Source organism: Amycolatopsis sp. NBC_01307 (assembly GCF_035975215.1).
Lineage (GTDB): Bacteria > Actinomycetota > Actinomycetes > Mycobacteriales > Pseudonocardiaceae > Amycolatopsis.
In genome coordinates this window covers 575,345-596,079 of record NZ_CP108403.1, presented here as the reverse complement: position 1 = coordinate 596,079, position 20,735 = coordinate 575,345, and the positions used below count along the sequence as shown (strand labels likewise).

23 protein-coding genes are annotated in these 20,735 nt (G+C 73.0%); 16 read left to right on the top strand and 7 right to left on the bottom strand.

What is annotated here, in order from left to right:
* Positions 1–422: 422 nt before the first annotated feature.
* From OG439_RS02865 to OG439_RS02855, 3 genes are read right to left on the bottom strand one after another with little or no spacing between them, the layout of a single operon-like run.
* The gene (locus tag OG439_RS02865) at positions 423–1,373 is read right to left on the bottom strand and encodes an LLM class F420-dependent oxidoreductase (protein WP_326947765.1); all 951 of its coding nucleotides are present in this window, start codon (positions 1,371–1,373) and stop codon (positions 423–425) included.
* Positions 1,370–3,469: a S9 family peptidase gene (locus OG439_RS02860; RefSeq protein WP_326947764.1), complete on the bottom strand. Its 2,100-nt coding sequence runs from the start codon at positions 3,467–3,469 to the stop codon at positions 1,370–1,372. Before OG439_RS02860 ends, OG439_RS02865 begins: the two co-directional genes overlap by 4 nt.
* Positions 3,470–3,489: 20 nt before the next feature.
* Positions 3,490–4,344, bottom strand: a complete 855-nt coding sequence (locus tag OG439_RS02855; RefSeq protein ID WP_326947763.1) for a PPK2 family polyphosphate kinase — start codon at positions 4,342–4,344, stop codon at positions 3,490–3,492.
* A 162-nt stretch (positions 4,345–4,506) separates the two neighbouring features.
* Here OG439_RS02855 and rocD point away from each other — a divergent pair, with 162 nt between their 5' ends.
* From rocD to OG439_RS02835, 4 genes are all read left to right on the top strand, one after another.
* Positions 4,507–5,739, top strand: coding sequence for an ornithine--oxo-acid transaminase (gene rocD, locus OG439_RS02850; protein WP_326947762.1), 1,233 nt, complete (start codon positions 4,507–4,509; stop codon positions 5,737–5,739).
* 102 nt (positions 5,740–5,841) lie between these two features.
* A complete protein-coding gene (locus tag OG439_RS02845) occupies positions 5,842–7,200 on the top strand; it encodes a DUF2252 domain-containing protein (protein WP_326947761.1) in 1,359 nt (452 codons plus the stop codon).
* 84 nt (positions 7,201–7,284) lie between these two features.
* Complete coding sequence (locus OG439_RS02840; protein ID WP_326947760.1) at positions 7,285–8,583, top strand: glycoside hydrolase 5 family protein; 1,299 nt, start codon at positions 7,285–7,287, stop codon at positions 8,581–8,583.
* 74 nt (positions 8,584–8,657) lie between these two features.
* Positions 8,658–9,209, top strand: a complete 552-nt coding sequence (locus OG439_RS02835; protein WP_326951477.1) for a phosphatase PAP2 family protein — start codon at positions 8,658–8,660, stop codon at positions 9,207–9,209.
* On the opposite strand, the gene zapE is transcribed toward OG439_RS02835, so the two are convergent.
* Positions 9,163–10,185, bottom strand: coding sequence for a cell division protein ZapE (gene zapE, locus OG439_RS02830; RefSeq protein ID WP_326947759.1), 1,023 nt, complete (start codon positions 10,183–10,185; stop codon positions 9,163–9,165). The genes OG439_RS02835 and zapE overlap by 47 nt on opposite strands.
* 109 nt (positions 10,186–10,294) lie before the next feature.
* On the opposite strand from zapE, the gene OG439_RS02825 reads away from it, so the two are divergent.
* The 11 genes from OG439_RS02825 (at position 10,295) to OG439_RS02775 (ending at position 17,246) form a co-directional block, all read left to right on the top strand.
* Positions 10,295–11,020 carry a dihydrofolate reductase family protein gene (locus OG439_RS02825; RefSeq protein WP_442792278.1) on the top strand — a complete coding sequence of 242 codons (726 nt, stop codon included), beginning with the start codon at positions 10,295–10,297 and terminating at the stop codon, positions 11,018–11,020.
* Positions 11,017–11,577, top strand: a complete 561-nt coding sequence (locus OG439_RS02820; RefSeq protein WP_326947757.1) for an RNA polymerase sigma factor — start codon at positions 11,017–11,019, stop codon at positions 11,575–11,577. Before OG439_RS02825 ends, OG439_RS02820 begins: the two co-directional genes overlap by 4 nt.
* On the top strand, positions 11,577–11,978 hold the full coding sequence (locus tag OG439_RS02815) for a hypothetical protein (RefSeq protein ID WP_326947756.1): 402 nt from the start codon (positions 11,577–11,579) through the stop codon (positions 11,976–11,978). Before OG439_RS02820 ends, OG439_RS02815 begins: the two co-directional genes overlap by 1 nt.
* A 91-nt stretch (positions 11,979–12,069) precedes the next feature.
* Positions 12,070–12,507, top strand: a complete 438-nt coding sequence (locus OG439_RS02810) for an Asp23/Gls24 family envelope stress response protein (protein WP_247049077.1) — start codon at positions 12,070–12,072, stop codon at positions 12,505–12,507.
* Positions 12,504–12,767: a hypothetical protein gene (locus tag OG439_RS02805; RefSeq protein ID WP_326947755.1), complete on the top strand. Its 264-nt coding sequence runs from the start codon at positions 12,504–12,506 to the stop codon at positions 12,765–12,767. The genes OG439_RS02810 and OG439_RS02805 overlap by 4 nt, the downstream gene beginning before the upstream one ends.
* A gap of 100 nt (positions 12,768–12,867) precedes the next feature.
* Entirely contained in the window at positions 12,868–13,044 is a 177-nt protein-coding gene (locus tag OG439_RS02800; RefSeq protein WP_013224542.1) for a hypothetical protein, read from the top strand.
* Positions 13,041–13,391 carry a hypothetical protein gene (locus tag OG439_RS02795; protein ID WP_326947754.1) on the top strand — a complete coding sequence of 117 codons (351 nt, stop codon included), beginning with the start codon at positions 13,041–13,043 and terminating at the stop codon, positions 13,389–13,391. Before OG439_RS02800 ends, OG439_RS02795 begins: the two co-directional genes overlap by 4 nt.
* 2 nt (positions 13,392–13,393) lie before the next feature.
* Positions 13,394–13,930 (top strand): DUF6286 domain-containing protein, encoded by a 537-nt coding sequence (locus tag OG439_RS02790; RefSeq protein WP_326947753.1) that lies wholly within the window; start codon positions 13,394–13,396, stop codon positions 13,928–13,930.
* On the top strand, positions 13,927–14,526 hold the full coding sequence (locus OG439_RS02785; protein WP_326947752.1) for an alkaline shock response membrane anchor protein AmaP: 600 nt from the start codon (positions 13,927–13,929) through the stop codon (positions 14,524–14,526). The genes OG439_RS02790 and OG439_RS02785 overlap by 4 nt, the downstream gene beginning before the upstream one ends.
* A gap of 26 nt (positions 14,527–14,552) precedes the next feature.
* Complete coding sequence (locus OG439_RS02780; protein ID WP_326947751.1) at positions 14,553–15,632, top strand: ATP-dependent DNA ligase; 1,080 nt, start codon at positions 14,553–14,555, stop codon at positions 15,630–15,632.
* 69 nt (positions 15,633–15,701) lie between these two features.
* On the top strand, positions 15,702–17,246 hold the full coding sequence (locus OG439_RS02775) for an alpha/beta hydrolase (RefSeq protein ID WP_371827491.1): 1,545 nt from the start codon (positions 15,702–15,704) through the stop codon (positions 17,244–17,246).
* Between the two features lie 143 nt (positions 17,247–17,389).
* Here OG439_RS02775 and OG439_RS02770 read toward each other — a convergent pair whose 3' ends face one another.
* Positions 17,390–17,632, bottom strand: coding sequence for a DUF2630 family protein (locus OG439_RS02770; RefSeq protein WP_247049070.1), 243 nt, complete (start codon positions 17,630–17,632; stop codon positions 17,390–17,392).
* Positions 17,633–17,721: 89 nt separating this feature from the next.
* Between OG439_RS02770 and OG439_RS02765 the strand changes: the two genes are divergently transcribed.
* Complete coding sequence (locus tag OG439_RS02765) at positions 17,722–18,096, top strand: thioredoxin family protein (protein WP_247049069.1); 375 nt, start codon at positions 17,722–17,724, stop codon at positions 18,094–18,096.
* A gap of 64 nt (positions 18,097–18,160) precedes the next feature.
* On the opposite strand, the gene OG439_RS02760 is transcribed toward OG439_RS02765, so the two are convergent.
* Positions 18,161–19,090, bottom strand: coding sequence for a proline dehydrogenase family protein (locus OG439_RS02760; protein ID WP_326947749.1), 930 nt, complete (start codon positions 19,088–19,090; stop codon positions 18,161–18,163).
* Positions 19,091–19,103: 13 nt separating this feature from the next.
* A complete protein-coding gene (gene pruA / locus OG439_RS02755; protein ID WP_326947748.1) occupies positions 19,104–20,732 on the bottom strand; it encodes an L-glutamate gamma-semialdehyde dehydrogenase in 1,629 nt (542 codons plus the stop codon).
* Between the last annotated feature and the right edge of the window lie 3 nt (positions 20,733–20,735).

Genomic DNA, 20,735 nt, shown 5'->3' with positions numbered 1-20,735 from the left:
GCGACCGAAGGCTGCCTGTCACCCGGCCCCGTTCCAGCATGCGCGACCGAGCGGCGGGAACGCGTCGGCCATCGGGAGTAGGTTCGGCCCCGAAGGTGATCGGCTGTGACGACGGGCTGCGAGCGCGGATCGCCGGGCTGGCCCCGATCGGGGCGCCGGCGGACGCGGTCTGACTGGTCGCCCACCGTCTTCCCGGCCGACGCGGTGTCCGATATCCGGTCGACGTACTCGGCGAGCGTGCTGCCGACCACTTGCGCTTCATGCGGCGACGCCGGGCTGCAGCCGTGTGCCGCCGCTTCCACCCGGATCTCGCCGGGATCACCCGGCGCCGCGCGCGAGGCGAGGCTTTCGTGCGCGCGGTTGGCTCGCCGCACGAAAGCCTTGCCGCGCGCCGGTTTCTCGCGCGACGACTCGGCGAAGGGTCAGCGCGGGGCCAGGGCCCGGACCTGCTCGAACGGGTCGCCGCCCGTCGGCAACAGCGCGATGATCGGCGTCGTCAGGCCGTTGTCCACATAGGACTGGATCTGTTCCCGGCACGAGTCGAGGCTGCCGTGGACGATCAGGTCGTCCACCACCGCGTCCGGGATGACCTGGTTGGCCTTCTGGCGGTCGCCCGCCGCCCAGGCCTCGTGCATCGGGGCGAGGGCCTCGCCGCGGCCGAGCCACTCGTGAAACGCCGCGTACACCGGGACCGTGAGGTAGCTCGAGATCAGCATCCGGCCGAGGCCCCGCGCCGCGGCGGCGTCCTCGGTGGGGCAGACGAAGATCCGGGCCGCCAGCTCGACGTCCGGGCCCACGACCGCGCGGATCTTCGGCACGTCCGTGGGCGCCAGCCAGTTCGTGATCGCGCCGTCGGCCTCGCGCGCGGCCAGCTTGAGCATGCCCGGGCGCAGCGCGGCCAGCATGATCGACGGCGGCGGGTCGGCCGGGCGCTCCAGGCGGAACTTCGAGACGGCGAACGTCTCGTACTTCTCGCTGACCTTCTCCCCCGTCAGCGCCGAGCGCAGGAACCGCAAGGTGTCCCGCGACCGCGCGAACGGCGCTTCGAACGGCGCCGCGTTCCAGTTCGAGACGATCACCGGCGACGACGCGCCGATGCCGAGCACGAACCGGCCCGGCGCCAGCTCGGCCACCGTCGCCGCCTGCATCGCCAGCAGACCCGGACCACGCGTGTACACCGGCACGATCGCGGTGCCGAGCCGCAGCTGCGGCGCCCACTGCGAGGCGAGCACCAGCGGCGTGAACGCGTCGGTGCCCGCCGTCTCGGCCGTCCACGCGTCGGTGTAACCCAGGTCCGGCAGCTGCTCGACCAGCTCACGGTGCGCCGTCAACGGCACCCCGGTCAGCGGAATCGTGAGGCCCCAGCGGCTCATGCGATCTCCTTCTCCACGACGGAAAGCTCACGCAGGATCCAGTCCACCTGGGTGCGCATCAGGTTCTCCGCGACCTCTTCGGCCTGCGGCGTCATGTGGGTGGCCCCGGCCAGCGGCAGGAACACGTGCGAGCGGCCCTTCGCCAGCAGCGCCGACGACAGCCGCAGCGAGTGGGCGACGAACACGTTGTCGTCGGCCAGCCCGTGCACGATCAGCAGCGCCCGGCTCAGCTCGCCGGCGCTCTCGATCAGCGAGTTGTGCGCGTAGCTCTCCACCTCGTCCTGAGGCTTCCCGAGGTAACGCTCGGTGTAGTGCGTGTCGTACAACGACCAGTCCGTGACGGGCGCTCCCGCGACCGCCGCGTGGAAGACGTCCGGGCGGCGCAGCACGGCCAGCGCGGACAGGTAACCGCCGTAGGACCAGCCGCGGATCGCGACGCGCTCGACGTCCAGCTCGGGGAACCGCGCGGCCGCGGCCTGCAGCGCGTCGACCTGGTCCTGCAGGGTGACGTCGGCGAGGCGGCCGTGGATCTCTCGCTCCCACACCGCGCCGCGCCCGGGCGTGCCGCGGCCGTCGGCGACGAGCACCGCGAACCCCTGGTCGGCCAGCCACTGCGACGTCAGGAACGCGTTGCGGCTCTGCAGCACGCGCTGGGCGTGCGGGCCGCCGTACGGGTCGAGCAGCACCGGCAGCTTGCCCTCGCTCGGCTCGTAGCCCCGGGGCAGCAGCAGGGCGCCGCGCAGGCCGCGCTCCCCCAGCGTCAGCCAGGTCAGGTTCGGCACGATGTCGGGGTCCACAGTGGACGACGCGATCGCCACGGCCTCGGCGCCGTCGCGCAGCACCGAGACGCGCGGGCCGCTGTGCTCCAGGCTCCACGACGACAGCACGGTCACCGCGGCGGACCCGGCGCCGTGGTGTACGCCGTCCACAGTGGACACCCGGTGGATCGAACCGCCTTCGGTGCGGTAGACGTGGATCTGCGTCGAGTCCTCGTCGGACGCGCTGAAGAGCAGCTCGTCGCCGACGTCGAGGACCGCGCGCAGCTGCAGCCCGGCCGGGGTGACGGCGTCTTCGCCGACGTAGAGCCGGTGGTCGCCGTCGACCATCCGCTCGGTGACGAGGCGCCCGTCCGGCGTCCACGCCGGGACGCCGCCGACGATGTCGATCCAGTGCTGGTCGGTGGCGGTGTGCACGACCGACGTCGAGCCGTCGGTGACGTCGAGGGCGAGCACGTCCAGCCGCGTCTGGTCGCGCGGCTCGACGGCCAGCAGCGGCGCGCCGCCCGCCGACCAGTGCACCGAGGCGAGGTACTCCCACTCCCCCGGCGCGACGTCGACGCGCGAGCCGTCCAGGCCGAGGACGGCCAGCGTGACCAGGGCGTTCGTGGTGCCCGCGGCCGGGTAGGCGACGACGTTGGCCGGGTTCTGCGGGTTGGCCGGGTCGGCGATGGTCCAGCGCGGCACCGGACCGCGGTCGGCGCGCTCGGCCAGCAGCGCGGCGCCGTCCGGGGCCCACCAGTAGCCGCGGGTGCGGTCCATCTCCTCGGCGGCGATGAACTCGGCGAGCCCCCAGGAGACGTCTTCGTCGTCCTCGCCGGCCAGCACCCGGTCGTCGCCGGTGGCCAGCTCCATGACGTGCAGCCGGCGGTCCTGCACGTACGCGACGTGCGTGCCGGTGGGGCTCGGCCGCGGGTCGATGACCGCGCCGTCGACCCGCAGCGTCACCTCGCCGGACGCGAGATCCAGGGTGTAGAGCTTGCCCGAGAGCGTGAAGGCCGCGACCGTGAAGCCCGCGTCGACGCCGTAGTGGACGACCCCGCCGCCGGTCTCGCGGGCCCGTTCGCGCCGCGCCCGCTCCTCGGCCGGCAGCTCCTCCTCGCCGGGCAGCAGCTCGGCGGCGTCGACGACCTTCGTCTCGGCGCCGCTCGCGAGGTCGGCCGACCAGAGGCTGTGCCGCGGGTCGGTACCCGACTCCGCCCGCAGGAACAGCACGCGCGAACCGTCCGGGGCGACCCGGAACGCCTTCGGCGCGCCGAGGGTGAAGCGCTGGGTACGGGCCTGTTTGCGGAGGAACGGGAGATCGTCGACATCGGTCACGCCCGCACTCTTCCAGACACTCAGGCCGGTACGCCAACACCCTTCAGCTTCGCCAGCTCGGCGTCGACGTCGTAGTCCGGCTGCGGGAACTTCGGGTCCAGCTCGGTGAGGGTCTCGATGAGCAGCTCCGCGACGGCCCAGTTCCGGTACCACTTGTGGTCGGCCGGCACGACGTGCCACGGCGCGTAGTCCGTCGACGTCTTCTTGAAGATGTCGGCGTAGGCCTTCTGGTAGGCGGGCCAGTGCGACCGAGCCTCGAGGTCGCCCGGGTTGTACTTCCAGTGCTTCTCGGGCGTCTCCAGCCGGGCCTTCAGCCGCTTGAGCTGCTCTTCGGGCGAGATGTGCAGGAAGACCTTGACGACGGTGGTGCCGCCGTCGGTCAGCTCCTTCTCGAACGCGTTGATCTCGCTGTAGCGGCGGCGGCGCTCCTCCGCGCTGAGCAGCCCGGACACCCGCGGGACCAGGATGTCCTCGTAGTGCGAGCGGTCGAACACGCCGATCTGGCCGGGTACCGGCAGCTGCTTGCGGATCCGCCAGAGGTAGTGGTGGCGCCGCTCGGCCGCCGTCGGCGCCTTGAACCCCGAGTAGTGCACGCCCATCGGGTTGACCAGGCCGAGCACGTGCGAGACCGTGCCGCCCTTGCCCGAGGTGTCCATGCCCTGCAGCACCAGCAGGACGTTGCGTTCGCCGCCGCCGACACCCTCGGCGTAGAGCGCCTCCTGCAGCGCGGACAGCCGCTCGCCCGCGGTGCCGAGCTTGGCGAGGGCCTTCGGCTTCTTGCCGGGCCCGACCGGCGCCGAGCCCGGGTCCGGCAGCTCCCCGGTGATCCGCAGCGCGTCCCGGACCCGGCTTCCCTCGTCGTTCTTCTTGCCCATCCCGCGAGGTTAACGACTCGGGCGGCGGCTTTCCTGTCGACGCACCCGGCCGGGTGGCGGCGCAGCGATTCGGGGGTCGGATCCGCGAATTGCGCAACGAACAACGGGTGAAAGCAACGATTCCCGGCTGAACTCTGCGTCTGCGGTCTCTAACCTGAACGCATGACGACGTTCGCCGGCCGGGAAACCGCCGCCCCCACCGCCGCGAGCTTCATCGCGCTCGACGAGCAATGGAGCACGCACAACTACCACCCGCTGCCCGTCGTGATCGCCGAAGCCTCCGGGGCGACGGTGACCGACGTCGAAGGCCGGTCCTACCTGGACTTCCTCTCCGGCTATTCGGCGCTGAACTTCGGCCACCGCCACCCGGACCTGATCGGCGCCGCCGTCGAGCAGCTCGGCCGCGTCACGCTCACGTCGCGAGCGTTCCACCACGACCAGCTCGGCCTGTTCTGCCGCGAGCTGGCCGAGCTGACCGGCACCGAGATGGTGCTGCCGATGAACTCGGGCGCCGAGGCCGTCGAGTCCGCGGTCAAGCTCGCCCGCAAGTGGGCGCACACGGTCAAAGGCGTGCCGGACGGCACCGCCGAGATCATCGTCGCCGACTCGAACTTCCACGGCCGGACCACCACGATCGTGTCGTTCTCGACCGACGAGACCGCGCGTGCCGACTTCGGCCCGTTCACCCCGGGCTTCGTCACGGTGAAGTACGGCGACGCCGCCGCCCTGCGCGACGCGATCACCCCGCGCACGGCCGCCGTCCTGCTCGAGCCGGTCCAGGGCGAGGCCGGCGTCATCGTGCCGCCGTCGGGCTACTTCGCCGACGTCCGCGCGGCCTGCGACGACCACAACGTGCTGCTGATCGCCGACGAGATCCAGTCCGGCCTGGCCCGCACCGGCACCGTGCTGGCGCTGGACCACGAGGGTGTCCGCGCCGACGTCTACACGCTGGGCAAGGCCCTCGGCGGCGGCATCCTGCCGGTGTCCGCGGTGGTCGGCAGCCGCGACGTGCTGGGCGTGCTGAAGCCGGGCGAGCACGGCTCGACGTTCGGCGGCAACCCGCTGGCCTGCGCGATCGGCCGCGCGGTCGTGAAGCTGCTGCAGACCGGCGAGTTCCAGCAGCGCTCCACCGAACTGGGCGCCCACCTGCACACGCGCCTGACCGAGCTGGTCGGGAGCGGGCTGTCCGAGGTCCGCGGCCGCGGCCTGTGGGCGGGCATCGACATCGCCCCCGGCGGCCCCGAGGGCCGGGCGGCGTCGGAGGCCCTGGCCGCCCGCGGCGTGCTGTGCAAGGAGACGCACGACCGCACGCTGCGCGTCGCCCCGCCGCTGGTGATCACCCGTGAGGAGCTGGACCGCGGCATCGACGCCATCGCCGAGGTCATCCGCCCCTGAACCCCGGTCGTCCGTGAATGCCACATCGAGGGACATAGTGTCCCTCGATGTGGCATTCACGGCGTTCGGGAGCGAACCGGGCGGATCGGGCGTTGGGCAGGTATGGGATCAGGGGAATGGGTGGAGCGGCCGCTGGCCGGTGCGGACAGCGTCACGCCGGCCGAGCTGTACGAGCAGGGGAAGCGACTCCGGGACAAGACGCCGGTCACCGCGCACGACCACGAGGCCGCCGCGACGGACCGGCCGACGCCCGCGCAGTACTTCGAGGCCAGTGGCAAAGGACGGCTGCCCGAGCTGGTCGAACTCCGCCGTGAGCGGATGCTCGCGTCCCCGTTCACCTTCTTCCGCGGCGCCGCCGGGCTGATGGGCGCCGACCTCGCGCGCACGCCCGTCTCGGGCCTCGACGCCCAACTCTGCGGCGACGCGCACGCGGCGAACTTCGGGCTCTACGGCACGCCCGAGGGCAAGATCGTGATGGACATCAACGACTTCGACGAGACCGTCCCCGGCCCGTGGGAGTGGGACCTCAAACGGCTCGCCGCGAGCCTCGTGCTCGCCGGCCGCGAGGGCGGCATCGGCGAGTCCGGCTGCCGCGAAGCCGCCGAGGACGCGGCGAAGTCGTACCGGCGGACCATCCGCGCGCTGGCCGAGCTGCCGTTCCTGCGCAGCTGGAACGCGCTGCCGGACTCGTCCGTGCTGTCGAAGGCCCGCGCGGACGAGCTGATCGACGACTTCGCCGACGCCGCCGAGAAGGCCCGCAAGAACGACAGCGCCAAGGTCGCCGCGAAGTGGACCGAGCGCGTCGACGACCACCGGACGGGCCTCGCGCGCCACCGGTTCGTCGAGGACCCGCCGGTGCTGACGCACGTCGACGAGCAGACCGCGGAGGCCGTCGCCGCCGGACTGGCGTCCTATGTGGACACCCTGCGCGAGTCGCGGCGGACGCTGATCTCGCGTTACCGCCTCGCCGACGTCGCCTTCCGCGTCGTCGGCACCGGCAGCGTCGGGCTCCGCAGCTACGTCGCGCTGCTGCACGGCAACGACGACGAAGACCTGGTGCTGCAGGTGAAACAGGCGGCGTCACCGGCGCTCGGGCCGTACCTGGACCTGCCCGCGGCCGAGCACGAAGGCCGCCGGATCGTCGACGGCGCCCGGCTCGTGCAGGCCGAGACCGACATCCTGCTCGGCTGGACCACGATCGACGGCGTCCCGTACATCGTCCGCCAGTTCCGGAACCTCAAGGGCGACATCGACCCGGCGGAGCTGGAGAAGGACCACCTCGACGACTACGGCAGGCTCGCCGGGGCGCTGCTCGCCCGCGCCCACACGCGGTCGCTGCACCCGCAGCTGCTGTCCGGCTACTTCGCCGACGACTCCGAGCTGGACGAGGCGATCGGCGCGTACGCCGTGCGCTACGCCGACCGGACGGAGGCCGACCACGCCGCCTTCTCGGGGACCTGACCGGACAGGAAGCCGGTCAACGCTGGAGAACGAATTCCCCGCCGTGCTAGATCTTCGTGAACGGGTGACGGCGAGGGAGACGGCGTGGCGGATCTCAAACGGCGGTCGGTGCTCACGGGAGCGGTCGCGACGGCGTTGGCGGCCACCGCCGCGCCCGCACTGGCCGCCCCCAGGCGGCGGCCGTTCCGGCTGGGCGTCAACTACACACCCTCGACGCGCTGGTTCCACATGTGGGAGGACTGGCGCGAAGCCGACCTGCGCCGCGACCTCGACGACATCGCCGCGCTCGGGCTCGACCACATCCGGATGATGCTGCTGTGGTCGGCGTTCCAGCCCGAGCCGCACCTGGTCAGCGGCGAGAAGCTCGACCGGCTGCACCGGTTCCTGGACCTCGCGGGCGCGGCCGGCCTCGACGTCGAGGTGACGGTCTTCAACGGCCACATCTCGGCCCGCTACTGGACGCCGAACTGGCTGCAGACCACGCCGGAGCCGGTCAACTGGTTCACCGACCCGGCGGCCCTCGACGCCCAGCGCGCGCTGCTCACGGCACTGGCCGCGCGGATCGGGAAGCACCCGCGGTTCCTCGGGTTCGACCTGTCGAACGAGCCGTACTACTACTGGGACTCCTTCGCCGGCCTGGCGGTGACGCCGGAGCAGGCCGACGCGTGGGCGCACACCCTGTGCGAGACGGCGGAGAGCGTCGCGCCGGGAAAGGCGCACACGGTCGGCTGCGACCGCGCGCCGTGGGACAACGGCCGCTACTTCACCCGCGCCGGCCTGGCCGACGCCGGGAACGTCGTGGCGATCCACCCGTGGACGTCGTTCTTCGGCACGCTCAAGACGACGCCGCTCGGCGCGTTCGAGACGCACAACGCGGAGCGCCTGATCCAGGTGGCGCAGGCGTACGCGACGGACCCGGCGAGGCCGTGCTGGATCCAGGAGGACGGCGCGGCGCCGTCGATCCACTTCAGCGACGCGACCCGCCCGCAGTACGCCGAGTGGCTGTCCCGCTCGATCCGCAACGCGGCGTCGTGCGCGCACACGCTGGGCTTCACGTGGTGGTGCTCCCACGACGTCGACCCGGCGCTGGTCCCGAACCTGAATCCGCTGGAGTACGACCTGGGGCTGTACACGAACGACCACCGTCTCAAGCCCGCGGGCCGCGCGTTGCAGGCGCTGGTGGCGGAGTTCGACCGCACCCCGCCGAAACCGGCGCCGCGGACGACGGCGATCGTCATCCCGGACGCGGACCCGACCCGGGGCTCGGACCGCTTCTTCGCACTGGCCGACGCCGGGACGCGGGCGGCGTTCGTGCTGCAGAGCCGAGCCGGCGACGCGAACTACCTGGCGCGGCGGGGCATCACGGCGCTGGTACAGCCCTGACCAGGCCCGCGACGTCCGCCGCGCGGCCGCGGGAGCGGGCGACGACTACCCTCGCGGGGGTGAGGACGATCTGGGTGCTCGCCGCCGGGTGCGGTCTGCTGGCCCTCCTGCTGGGGCTTCCGTTCGCCGGCGGTGACACGCCCAGTGCGCTCGACTCGGCCGCCGCGGGCGCTGTCGCGCACCTGGGGCCGGTGGCGGCGCGGATCCTGGTGCTGCCGACCGAGCCGTACGTCGTGTTCGCGCTGGCCGCCGTCGCCGTGTTCCTGTGCCTGCGCGCCGGGCGGCGGTGGGAAGCCGCGCTCGCGCTGGGCGGGCCGCTGCTGGCGATCCTGCTCAACACCTGGCTGCTCAAGCCGCTGTACGACCGGTGGAAGAACGGCACGCTCGTCTACCCGAGCGGCCACACCGTCAGCCTGGTCGCGGTGCTGACCGTGCTGGTGCTGCTCACGCGCAAGACCTACGTCGTCGTGCTGAGCGCCGTGGCGCTGCTCGCGGCCACCGCCGGCCTGATCGGCATGGGCTACCACTACCTCACGGACGTCGTCGGCGGCACGCTGTTCGCGGTCGCCGTCGTGCTCGTCACGTGGTCTGTGCCGCGTCGCGTGCCAGCGCCGTCAACCGGCTGATCGCGCGCAGGTACTTCTTGCGGTAGCCGCCCTCGATCATCTCCTCGGTGAACAGCGCCGGCAGCGGTTCGCCCGAGACGACGACCGGGATCGCGCGGTCGTAGAGGCGGTCGGCCAGCGCCACCAGCCGCAGCGCGACGTTCTGGTCCGGCGCCGGGTGGATGCCGCGCAGGTGCACGCGGGTGACGCCGTCCAGCAGCCGCCCGTACCGCGACGGGTGCAGCTCGCCCAGGTGGGCGCACAGCGCGTCGAAGTCGTCCACAGTGGACCCGTCGTGGGCCGCGACGGACGCCGCCAGCTCGTCGGCGGAGACCGGCGGCGGCGCGTCCGGCAGGCCGCGGTGCCGGTAGTCGGGACCGTCGACGCGCACGACGCCGAACCGGGCCGACAGCGACTGGATCTCGCGCAGGAAGTCCTCGGCGGCGAAGCGCCCCTCGCCGAGCTTCTCCGGCAGCGTGTTCGACGTCGCCGCGATGTACACCCCGGCGTCCATGAGCTCCTGCAGCAGCCGCGTGACCAGCGTGGTGTCGCCCGGGTCGTCCAGCTCGAACTCGTCGATGGCCAGGATCCGGTGCTCCGACAGCCGCCGCACGGCCTCGGGGAAGCCCAGCGCGCCGACGAGGTGGGTCAGCTCGACGAACGTGCCGTACGCCTTCGGGGACGGCGCCGCGTGCCACGCCGAAGCCAGCAGGTGGGTCTTGCCGACGCCGAAGCCGCCGTCGAGGTAGAGCCCCATCGGGCCGGACGGCGCCGAGGAGGAGCCCCCGAAGAGCCGGAACTTCTTCTTCTCCGGTCGCGCGCCGATGCGGCCGGCGAACGCCGCGCAGGCCTCGACCGCGGCGGCCTGGCTGGGCTCGTCCGGGTTCGGGATGTAGGTGTCGAACCGCACCGCGTCGAAACGCGGCGGCGGCACCAGCGCCGTGATCAGCTCGTCGGCGCCGAGCACGGGACGGCGGTCGGTCAGGTGCGCGGGCATGGTCGCAGAGCCTATCCGCCGCCGCGAAGGCCCCGGATCACCGGTGAGTAGCCACATCCCCCGGTGGAGAACGGGTTTCCGGGCGTGCTGGGATGGTCGGGTGCGGAGCGTGTGGCCACCATCACCGGGCGAGCTGACCGGGGCCGACCTGGAGGCGATCTACGCCTACCCGGCGGCCCTCGACCGGTCGTGGGTCCAGGTCAACTTCGTCGCCTCCGCCGACGGCGCCGTCGAGGTCGACACGACGTCCGCGGGCCTGTCGCACGCCGCCGACCGCGAGGTCTTCCTGCTCGGGCGCGATCTCTGCGACGTCGTCCTGGTCGGCGCCGGCACCGCGCGCGCCGAGGGCTACCGCGGGGTCCGGGCGAGCGCGAAGCGGCTCGAGCGCCGGCGCCGGCTCGGGCTGGCGGACGTCCCGCCGATCGCCGTCGTGACGCGCACCGCGGACCTCGACCCGCACTCTCCGTTGTTCACCGACACGATCGTGGCCCCGATCGTGGTCACGACCACCGGCGCCGACACCGCGCACCTGGCCGGCGCCGAGGTCCTGCGTGCCGGGGACGCCGACGTCGACCTCGCGCTCGCGCTGGACCTGCTGGCCGGGCGCGGCCTGCGCCGCGTCGACTGCGAAGGCGGGCCGCGCCTGTTCGCCGGGCTGATCGCCGCCGACCTCGTCGACCAGCTGTGCCTCACCGTCGCGCCGCTGCTCGTGGCGGGCGGCGCCGGGCGCATCGCCGCGGGTCCGGCCCTCGCGGCGCCGCGCGCCCTGGCCCTGGCGTCGGTCCTCGTCGAGGACGGCTTCACGCTCCTGCGCTACCGCCGGGGTGGCGGATGACCGACGACGCCACGCTGGTCGAACGGGCCGCCGGCGGCGACGAAGCCGCGTTCGGCGTGCTGGTGCGGCGGCACACGCCCCGGATGTACCGGGTCGCGCTGCGGATCACCGGCAGCGCCGCCGAGGCCGAGGACGTCGTGCAGGAGGCGTGGCTGGCCGCCTGGCGCTCGCTGGGCGGCTTCCGGCACGAGTCGGCCGTGTCGACGTGGCTCTACCGCGTCGTCACCAACGGCGCGCTCGCGATGCTGCGCCGCCGGAAGCCGACGATCTCCCTGGACTCACCCGAGCCCGCCGGGAAGTCCACTGTGGACAGCGCACTGCTCGCGGCGGCCGAACCCGGGCCGGAGGGGCGCGTCGTGCGCGCCGAGGAGGTCGACGCCGTGCTGCGGGCGATCGGCCGGCTCGAGCTGTCCCAGCGGGTGCCGCTGGTGCTGCGCGAGCTGGAAGGGCTGAGCTACGAAGAGGTCGCCGAAGTGCTCGACGTGAACGTCGGCGCCTTGCGCTCCCGCCTGCACCGGGCCAGGGTGGCGCTGCTCGCCGAGCTGAGGGAGCGGTGATGGACCCGGAACAGGACCCCCGCTGGGACGCCGTGCGCGCGGCCGCCCGCCGCCGGGTGCCGACCCCGCCCGGCCTGGTCGAACGCGTGCTGCGCACGGTGGCCCGCGGCCGCCGGACGGCGGTGGACGTGCCCGGCGAGGAAGGCAGCCTGCGCGTGACCGAGCGGGTCATCGGCCGCCTGGCCTCGGCGATCGCCGCCGCACGGGCGCCCGCGGGCGTGCGGATCTCGGCCGTCGCGGTGGAGGACGACGTGGTCCAGGTGCTGGTGTCGGTCCGCTTCGGCCTGACCGCCGACGAAGCCGCCGAGACGCTCCGGCGGGAGATCACCGCGGAGCTGGCGCGGCAGCTGGGCGTGGCCACTGTGGTCAACGTGCACGTCGTCGACGTCCACCCCGACTGAAACATTCCCCCGAATGGGTGACCTTGCGTGAGAGCCCCGTGGTCGCGGGCATCGTAGGGACGACAAGACCGCTCGAAAGGAGCCTGCAGGCATGCATCCGGAACGGACCGAAAGCCCCGGCCTGGTGACCCCGCTCAACGAGGAGGGCGCCGCCGGCCGCACCACGATCTCGTCGCTGGTGGTGCAGAAGGTCGCCGGGATGGCCACCCGCGAGGTCACCGGGGTGCACGCGCTGGGCGGCGGCATGTCGCGGGCGTTCAGCGCCCTGCGCGAGCGCATCCCCGGCTCCGGCACGGTCACCACGTCCGGCGTGTCGGTCGAGGTCGGCGAGAAGCAGACCGCGATCGACCTCGACGTCGTCGTCGAGTACGGCGCGCGCATCGCCGACGTCGCCCGCGCGGTGCGGCGCAACGTGATCACCGCCGTCGAGCAGATCACCGGCCTCGAGGTGATCGAGGTCAACATCGCCGTCAACGACATCCACCTGCCGGGTGAGGACGAGCCCGAACTCCCGTCGCGGGTGGAGTGACCGCGCGGGGTGCGCGGGACGACCCGGAGGCCCGCGCGGCCTTCCGGGAGTTCGTGCGCACCCACCACCCCGACGTCGGCGGCGACCCGGCCGAGTTCGCCGCCGGGCTCGCCCGGTTCCGCGCCGGCAAGTCCGAAGTGGACTCGACGATCGGTGACGCCCGGTTCGACGCGCCGATCCGCTTCGTGGTGAACCGCCGCGGAGTGGCCGCGGTGCTCGCGCGCCTGCGCAAGCGCCGCCGTCCGCCCCGCGTCAAATGACCTCCCCGCAGTGCCATCCGGGGCCTTGCCCCGGGCCGGGGGCTCCGCCACCCGGACCCCGCAAGAAGAGGTTTCTCCCCGCCTGTCCTTGGAGGACAACGTGAACGCAACGCAGACCGGGCTCCTGGCCGGGCTCATCCTCGGCCTGGCCGCGACCCAGGGGTTCACCGCGTTCCTGGTGACCCTGGCCGTCGGGATCATCGGGCTGGTCGCCGGCCGGGTGCTCGACGGCGAACTCGACCTCGGCGAGCTGTTCGGGAAGGGCCGCGACAAGTGAGCCGGCTCCTCGACGTGCCGCGCGAGCTCGCCGAACCGGACGAGCGCGGCACCCTCACCATCGGGCACGCGGTGGTGCGCAAGGTCGCGCAGCACGCCGCCGACCAGGTGCCCGGCACCGCGCGGGCCGGCAAGAAGGGCGCGCACGCGCGGGTCGGCGGCCACGACAACGACGTCGACCTGGCGCTGGACCTCGCCCTGCACTACCCGGCGGCGGTGCGCGCGGTCGTCGGCGTCGTGCGCGAGCGGGTCGTCGACGAGGTCGAGCGGATCACGTCCTACCAGGTGCGGACCCTGGCCGTGACGGTGTCGGCGCTGCTGCCCGACGTCCCGCCGAGGGTGCGGTAACCGTGCGCCTGTTCGTCCGGCTCCTGTCCACCCTGCTCGGCCTGGCCTTCGCCGGCGCCGGGATCCTGCTCGCGCTCGAGGTCGGCTGGCACTGGTGGCGCCCGGGGTCCGGGCCGCTGCTGGTGCCGTGGCCGCGCTGGCAGGCCGAGCTCGCGGCCCTGGGCTGGGACGCCTACACCGTGCGCGTCGGCGCCGTCGTGCTCGCCGTCGCGGGCCTGGTGCTGCTGCTGTGCGCGCTGGCCGCCGGCAACCGCGCGGTCCGGCTGACCGACCCGGCCGACGAGGTCAGCGTCTCGACGTCCCCGCGGTCGCTGGCCCGGCTCGTCGGGCTCGTGGTGCGGGCGCAGGACAACGTCGCGGGCGCGACGGTCACCGCCAGCGCCCGCCGGGTCCGGGTCCGCGCGACCAGCAGGCTCGAAACCGAAGGCGAGCTGCGGCCGCGCCTGCTGGAGACCGTGGCCACGCTGCTCGACGACGTCCCGCTGGCCCGGCGGCCGAAGGTCAGCGTCGTCGTCGACTCGCCGAAGGACCGCCGATGAGCAAGTCAGTCGCCACGAAGGCGCTTTCCCGGTCGTACGCGGGCGAACGCGTGCTGACGTTCCTCGTCGGGCTGCTGGCCCTGCTCGGCGGCGCGCTCGCGCTGGTCGTCGGCGCCGGCTTGCTGGGCGAGTTCCGCGGCCGGCGCCCGCTGCTCGACCCGATGGCCGTCGACTGGCTGGGCGGGCACGCCACGCCCGCTCGCATCGCCGCGATCGTGCTCGGCCTGCTCCTGTTCGTGCTGGGCCTGCGCTGGGCGGTGCGGTCGCTGCGCCCGGAACCGCGGCCCGACCTGGCCCTCGACGACGCGGTGGGTGCCGAGCTGGTCGTCACGGCGGGCGCGATCTCCGACGCGGTCCAGGCCGACGCGGAGCAGCTCGACGGCGTCAGCCGCGCCCGGGTCCGCGCGGTCGGCTCGCGGACTTCTCCCGCGTTGCGCATCACCCTGTACCTGCACGAGGGCACCGACCTCAAGCGCGTCTGGGAAGACCTCGACCTGCGCGTGCTGACCAGGGCGCGCGAGTCCCTCGGCCTCGACGTCCTGCCGACGGCCGTGCGCCTCGAGCTCGACACGGGCCGGGCCGAACGCGTGCGCTGAGCGGCGTTGTTCCGCAGAATGCCGTCATGCCCCTACCGCTGCAGCCGCCGCTGAAGCCGATGCTCGCCAAGCCCGCCAAGGCCATCCCAGACTCCGGCGGGCTGCTGTTCGAGCCCAAGTGGGACGGCTTCCGCTGCATCGTGTTCCGCGACGGCGACGAGCTGTACCTGCAGTCCCGCGCCGAGAAGCCGCTCAACCGGTACTTCCCGGAGGCGGTCGCGCGGCTGCTCGAGATCCTGCCGCCGAAGGTCGTGCTGGACGGCGAGCTCGTCGTCGCGCGGGACGGGCGGCTCGACTTCGACGCGCTCACCCAGCGGATCCACCCCGCCGAAAGCCGCATCACGCTGCTGGCGGACGAGCAGCCCGCCGAGTTCGTCGCGTTCGACCTGCTCGCCCTCGGCGACGAGTCCTTCCTCGACGAACCGACGTCGGCCCGCCGCGAACGGCTCGAGAAGCTGGCCGACGGCCGCATCTCGCTCACCCCGGCGACCACCGACCCGGACACGGCGCGGCACTGGTTCGAGCTGTTCGAGGGCGCCGGCCTCGACGGCGTCATCGGCAAGCCGCTCGACGAGCCGTACTCCCCCGGCAAGCGGGTCCTGCTCAAGTACAAGCACCTGCGCACCGCCGACTGCGTGCTGGCCGGGCTGCGCTGGCACGTCGACGGCGGCCCGGGCGACCTCGTCGGCTCGTTCCTGCTCGGCCTGCACGACGACGCGGGCGTGCTGCACCACGTCGGCACGATCGGGTCGTTCCCGAAGGACCGCCGTCGCGAGCTGGCCGAGGAGCTGGCGCCGCTGATCACCGACGGCGAGGACCACCCGTGGGGCGGCAAGGCCACCGGCGAGGCGCAGCGGATCCCCGGCGGGATCACCCGCTGGCGCGCCACCGAGCACGAATGGGTGCCGCTGCGGCCCGAGCGCGTCGTCGAGGTGGCCTACGAGAACACCGAGGGCGGCATGCCGTCGCGGTTCCGGCACAACGCGCGGTTCGTGCGGTGGCGCCCGGACCGCGAGCCCGCGTCGTGCGACTACGGCCAGCTCGACGAGCCGGCCCGCTACGACCTCGACGCCGTGTTCCGCGGCCAGGTGGTGCGTACCCGCTAACCCGCGTCCCACACCGGACGTGGAAAGCTCACGGGTGTTCCGGCCTTGATCTACGTGAGGACTTCGCCCGTGCGCCGCCGTTCCCGTCTGCTGGTCGCGCTGCTCGCCCTGGCCTCCGCCGCGGGCTGCGCCGCGGGGCCGTCGGTGCGCCCCGCGCTGGTCGAGAACGACGGCCCGGCGAAGTCGGCGGCGCCCAGCGCCACGCCGCCGGTCCCGCTGCCGCCGCTGGGCGAGCCGCAGTCGTCGACGCTGAAGTGGTCCGACTGCGACGACGACACCCGCCAGCGGATCGGCACCCCGCCGGTGCCGGACAGCCTGCACTTCACCTGCGCCCGCGTGTCGACCCCGGTCGACGCGCCGGGCGAGCCGCGCCGCTCGGTCATGCGGCTGCTGGCGCTCAAGGTCGGCGCCGGGCCGGTGCCGCTCGTCGTCGTCAACGACGTCGGCGGCGAACCGGGCACGATCTACGCCGCCCGCCTCGCCACCACGCTGCCGCCGGCGTTCCTGGAGAAGTTCTCGCTGATCGGCCTGGACCGGCGCGGCACCGGGATGTCGGGCGCCGTGCAGTGCGTGCCGGCCGAGATCCGGCACGACCTGATCGACGCCGACCCGGCGCAGGGCGGCCTCGCCGACGTCCTGGACGCCGCGCGCAAGGCCGGTCAGCAGTGCGCCATCGAGCTGGACGACACGCAGACCGCGCTGGACAGCTGGCGCGCCGCGGGCGACCTCGACGAGCTGCGCAAGCAGCTGGGCATGGAGCGGCTCGACGCGCTCGGCCGCGGCGACGGCTCGAAGGTGCTTGCGGAGTACGCCGTGCGCTTCCCCGGCCAGGTCGGCCGGATGGTGCTCGACGGCGTGCCCGACCCGGGCCCGGACTCGGCCGCGGTGCTCGACGCCGTCGCGGCCGGCGCCCAGTCCACTTTGGACGCTTTCGCGGCCGACTGTGCGGCGCGCGGGTGCTCGCTCGGCGACCCGAAGGCCGCCCTCGCCACCCTGACCGACCAGCTGCGCGCTTCGCCGCCGTCGAACGACGACGGGAGCGCGTTCGGCCCGGGCGTCGCGATGTTCGCCGTCTACTCCGGACTGACGCAGCGCTCGCGCTGGCCCGAGCTGGCCGACGCGATCACGGCGGCCAAGGGCGGGACCATCGCGCCGCTGGCCGCGTTCGCCGCGCCGGCGCTGCACGACTCGCGGGCCCAGCCGTCGCGGCTCGACTCCACCATCGCGACGCACTGCAACGACAGCCAGACGCGCCTGTCGGCCGACCAGCTCGACCAGGTCGTCGGCGGGATGCGCGCCAAGTACCCGCAGTTCGGCGCGGTCGTCGCCCAGGAGCTGGCGTGGTGCGGCCCGTGGCCGGTGCGGACCGAGCCGCTTCCCCCGGCGGGCGCCCCGGGCGCACCGCCGATCCTGGTCACGGCCACCGCGGCCGACCCGGTCACCCCGCAGGTGGGCACCACCCGCGCGGCCGACCAGATGCCGTCGGCGGTGACGCTGACCTGGCAGGGCGCGGGCCACGGCGCGCTGGGCGCGTCCCCCTGCGTCACGGACGCGGCCCGCGGCTTCCTCATCGACGGCAAGATCCCCGCCGACGGCACCCTCTGCCCCGCCTGACCCGTGATCAGCGGGTCAGCACGCGTGATTGAGCAGTCATCACTCGTGATTGAAGGGTCGACACGGCGTCGCGCATCGTGTCGACCCTTCAATCACGCGTGTCGACCCTCTGATCACGCGTGTCGACCCCTCCATCACGCCGTCTACTGGCGGTAGGACTCGACCTCGGAGACCGGGCGGGCCTGGGCGTCTTCCGGGTTCTCGTGGAACTCGGTTTTCGCGCGGCGCTGCCGGAGCAGGTCCCAGCACTGGTCGAGCTGCTGCTCGACCGAGGTGAGCCGGTCCTTGTCGGTGCCGGCCAGGCCCACGCCCACCGAGCGCGACCGGAGCTCGTGCTCCTCCGCGATCAGTTCGTCGATCCGGCCCAGGATCTCGCTGTCGGCCATGTCTCCTCCTCGGGTCACGCGGGTTTCGCTCGTGCAGACGCTACCGCGCGCCCGGGAATTCCCGCCGCGCCCACGTCGTTGACCAGGTCATGAGCACCGTTGAGCTGACCGCCGAGAACTTCGACCAGACCCTCAATGACCACGAGTTCGTCCTCATCGACTTCTGGGCGAGCTGGTGCGGCCCGTGCCGTCAGTTCGCGCCGGTGTACGAGAAGGCGTCGGAGAAGCACGAGGACATCGTGTTCGCGAGCGTCGACACGGAGGCGCAGCAGCAGCTCGCGGCCGCCTTCGACGTCCGCTCGATCCCGACGCTCGCGATCATCCGCGACAAGACCCTGATCTACGCCCAGCCCGGCGCGCTCCCCGAGCCCGCCCTGGAAGAGCTGATCAAGCAGGCGCGCGACATCGACATGGCCGAGGTCAAGCGCAAGGCCGCCGAAGCCGAGACGGCCGAGCAGGCGTAACGCCCGAAAGCCGTGAAGGCCTCCTTACCGGCCGTAAGAGCCGGTAAGGAGGCCTTCACGGCTTTCAGGACCGGGTGGCCAGGCCGCGCAGGAAGAACCCGAGGTTGGCCGGGCGCTCCGCGAGACGGCGCATGAAGTAGCCGTACCACTCGTCGCCGTAGGGCACGTAGACGCGCATCCGCGAGCCCGACGCCGCGATCCGCGCCTGCTCCTCCGGGCGGATGCCGTAGAGCATCTGGAACTCGTGGTCGTCGGACGACCGGGTGTTCTCGATCGCCAGCGCCGCGGCGATCTCGATCATCCGCGGGTCGTGCGAGGCCACCATCGGGTAGCCCTGTCCGGCCATCAGGACGCGCAGGCAGCGCACGTACGACTTGTCGACGTCGCCCTTGTCCTGGAACGCGGCCGACTCCGGCTCCGCGTAGGCACCCTTGCACAGCCGCACCCGCGAACCCGGGCCGGACAGCTCACGGCAGTCCTGCTCGGTGCGCCGCAGGTACGCCTGGAGCACCGCGCCGACCCACGGGTACTCGCCGCGCAGCTCCCGCAGGATGCCGAGCGTCGAGTCCGTGGTGGTGTGGTCCTCCATGTCGAGCGTCACGGTCGCGCCGACCGCGTCCGCCGCGGCGCAGATCTTCCGGGCGTTCTCCAGTGCGACGTCCTCGCCGTTCGACGGCAGGAACTGGCCCACCGCCGACAGCTTCACCGAGACGTCCGCGCCGGAAGCAAGCCCTTCCGAGGCCAGCGCCGACAGCACGGCTTCGTAGGCCGCGACCGTCGCGGCCGCCTGCGTGGCATCGGTGGTGTCCTCACCCAGGTGGTCGAGGGTGATCCGCCGGCCATCCGCGGCCAGTTCCCTGGCCACGCGGACGGCGTCGGCGGTCTCGGACCCGGCCACGAACCGGCGCACCACGGATCGCGTGGCGGGCACCGCTTCGACGAGCCGCCGGATGCCCTTCGAGCGGGCGGCGGCGAGCAACGGGGCACGCAGCATGACGGTCTCCCTCTCAGCCCTGGTGCGGGTAGCGGACGCTGGTCGGCGGGACGAAGGTTTCCTTGATCGAGCGCGGGCTCGTCCAGCGCTGCAGGTTGAAGATCGAGCCGGCCTTGTCGTTGGTGCCCGAGGCCCGCGCACCGCCGAACGGCTGCTGGCCGACGACCGCGCCGGTCGGCTTGTCGTTGACGTAGAAGTTGCCGGCGGCGAACCGCAGCGCCTCGGACGCCTTCGCCACGGCCGTGCGGTCGTTGGCGATGATCGCGCCGGTCAGCGCGTACGACGCCGTCTCGTCGACGAGCTTCAGAACGGCGTCGAAATCGCCGTCCTCGTAGACGTGCACCGACAGGATCGGGCCGAAGTACTCGGTCGAGAAGATCTCGTGCTTCGGGTTGTCCGAGACGAGGATCGTCGGCTGGACGAAGAAGCCGTCGGTGTCGTCGGCCGTGCCGCCGGTGAGGATCTCCACCGAGGCGTCACCCTTGACGCGGTCGAACAGCGAAGCGTGCTTGTCGAACGCGCGCCGGTCGATCACCGCGCCGCCGAAGTGCGACAGGTCGGTGACGTCGCCGTAGGACAGGGCTTCGGTCTCCGCGACGAGACCGTCCTTCACCCGGTTCCAGACGCTGCGCGGGATGTAGGCCCGCGACGCCGCGGAGCACTTCTGGCCCTGGTACTCGAAAGCGCCGCGGACCATCGCGGTGCGCAGGACGTCGACGTCGGCCGACGGGTGCGCGACGATGAAGTCCTTGCCGCCGGTCTCGCCGACCAGCCGCGGGTAGGAGCGGTACCCGGCGATGTTCGCGCCGATCGTGCCCCAGAGGTGCTGGAACGTCGCGGTCGAGCCGGTGAAGTGGACGCCGGCCAGGTCGCGGTGGGTCAGGGCGACCTCGGAGACGGCCTGGCCGTCACCCGGCAGCAGGTTGATGACGCCCGCGGGCAGGCCGGCCTCTTCGAGCAGCCGCATGGTCAGGTGCGCGGCGAACGACTGCGTCGGCGACGGCTTCCACAGCACGGTGTTGCCCATCAGCGCGGGCGCGGTCGGCAGGTTGCCGGCGATCGCGGTGAAGTTGAACGGCGTGATCGCGTAGACGAAGCCTTCGAGCGGGCGGTGCTCCAGCCGGTTCCACACACCCGGTGAGCTGATCGGCTGCTCGGTGAGCACGCGGCGACCGAACTCGACGTTGAAGCGCCAGAAGTCGGCGAGCTCGCAGGCGGAGTCGATCTCGGCCTGGGTCGCGGTCTTGGACTGGCCGAGCATGGTGGCGGCGTTGATCGTGGCGCGCCACGGGCCGGTCAGCAGGTCGGCCGCGCGCAGCAGGATGGCGGCGCGGTCGTCGTAGGACAGCGCGCGCCACTCCGGCGCGACCGTCGCGGCCGCGGTGATGGCGTCCGTGGTGTCCTGCTGCGTGGCGCTGTGGATGGTGCCCAGCACGTGACGGTGGTTGTGCGGCTGCACGACGTCGATCTTCTCGCCGCCGCCGGGGCGCTGCTCGCCCCCGACGGTGACCGTGAGGTCGACGGGTTCCGCCTGGCCCAGCCGCTTGAGCGCGCCCTCGAGTTCCGCGCGCTCCGCGCTGCCCGGCGCGTAGGTCAGCACCGTCTCGTTCTTCGGGGCGGGGGTCTGGGTCACGGCGTCCACGGC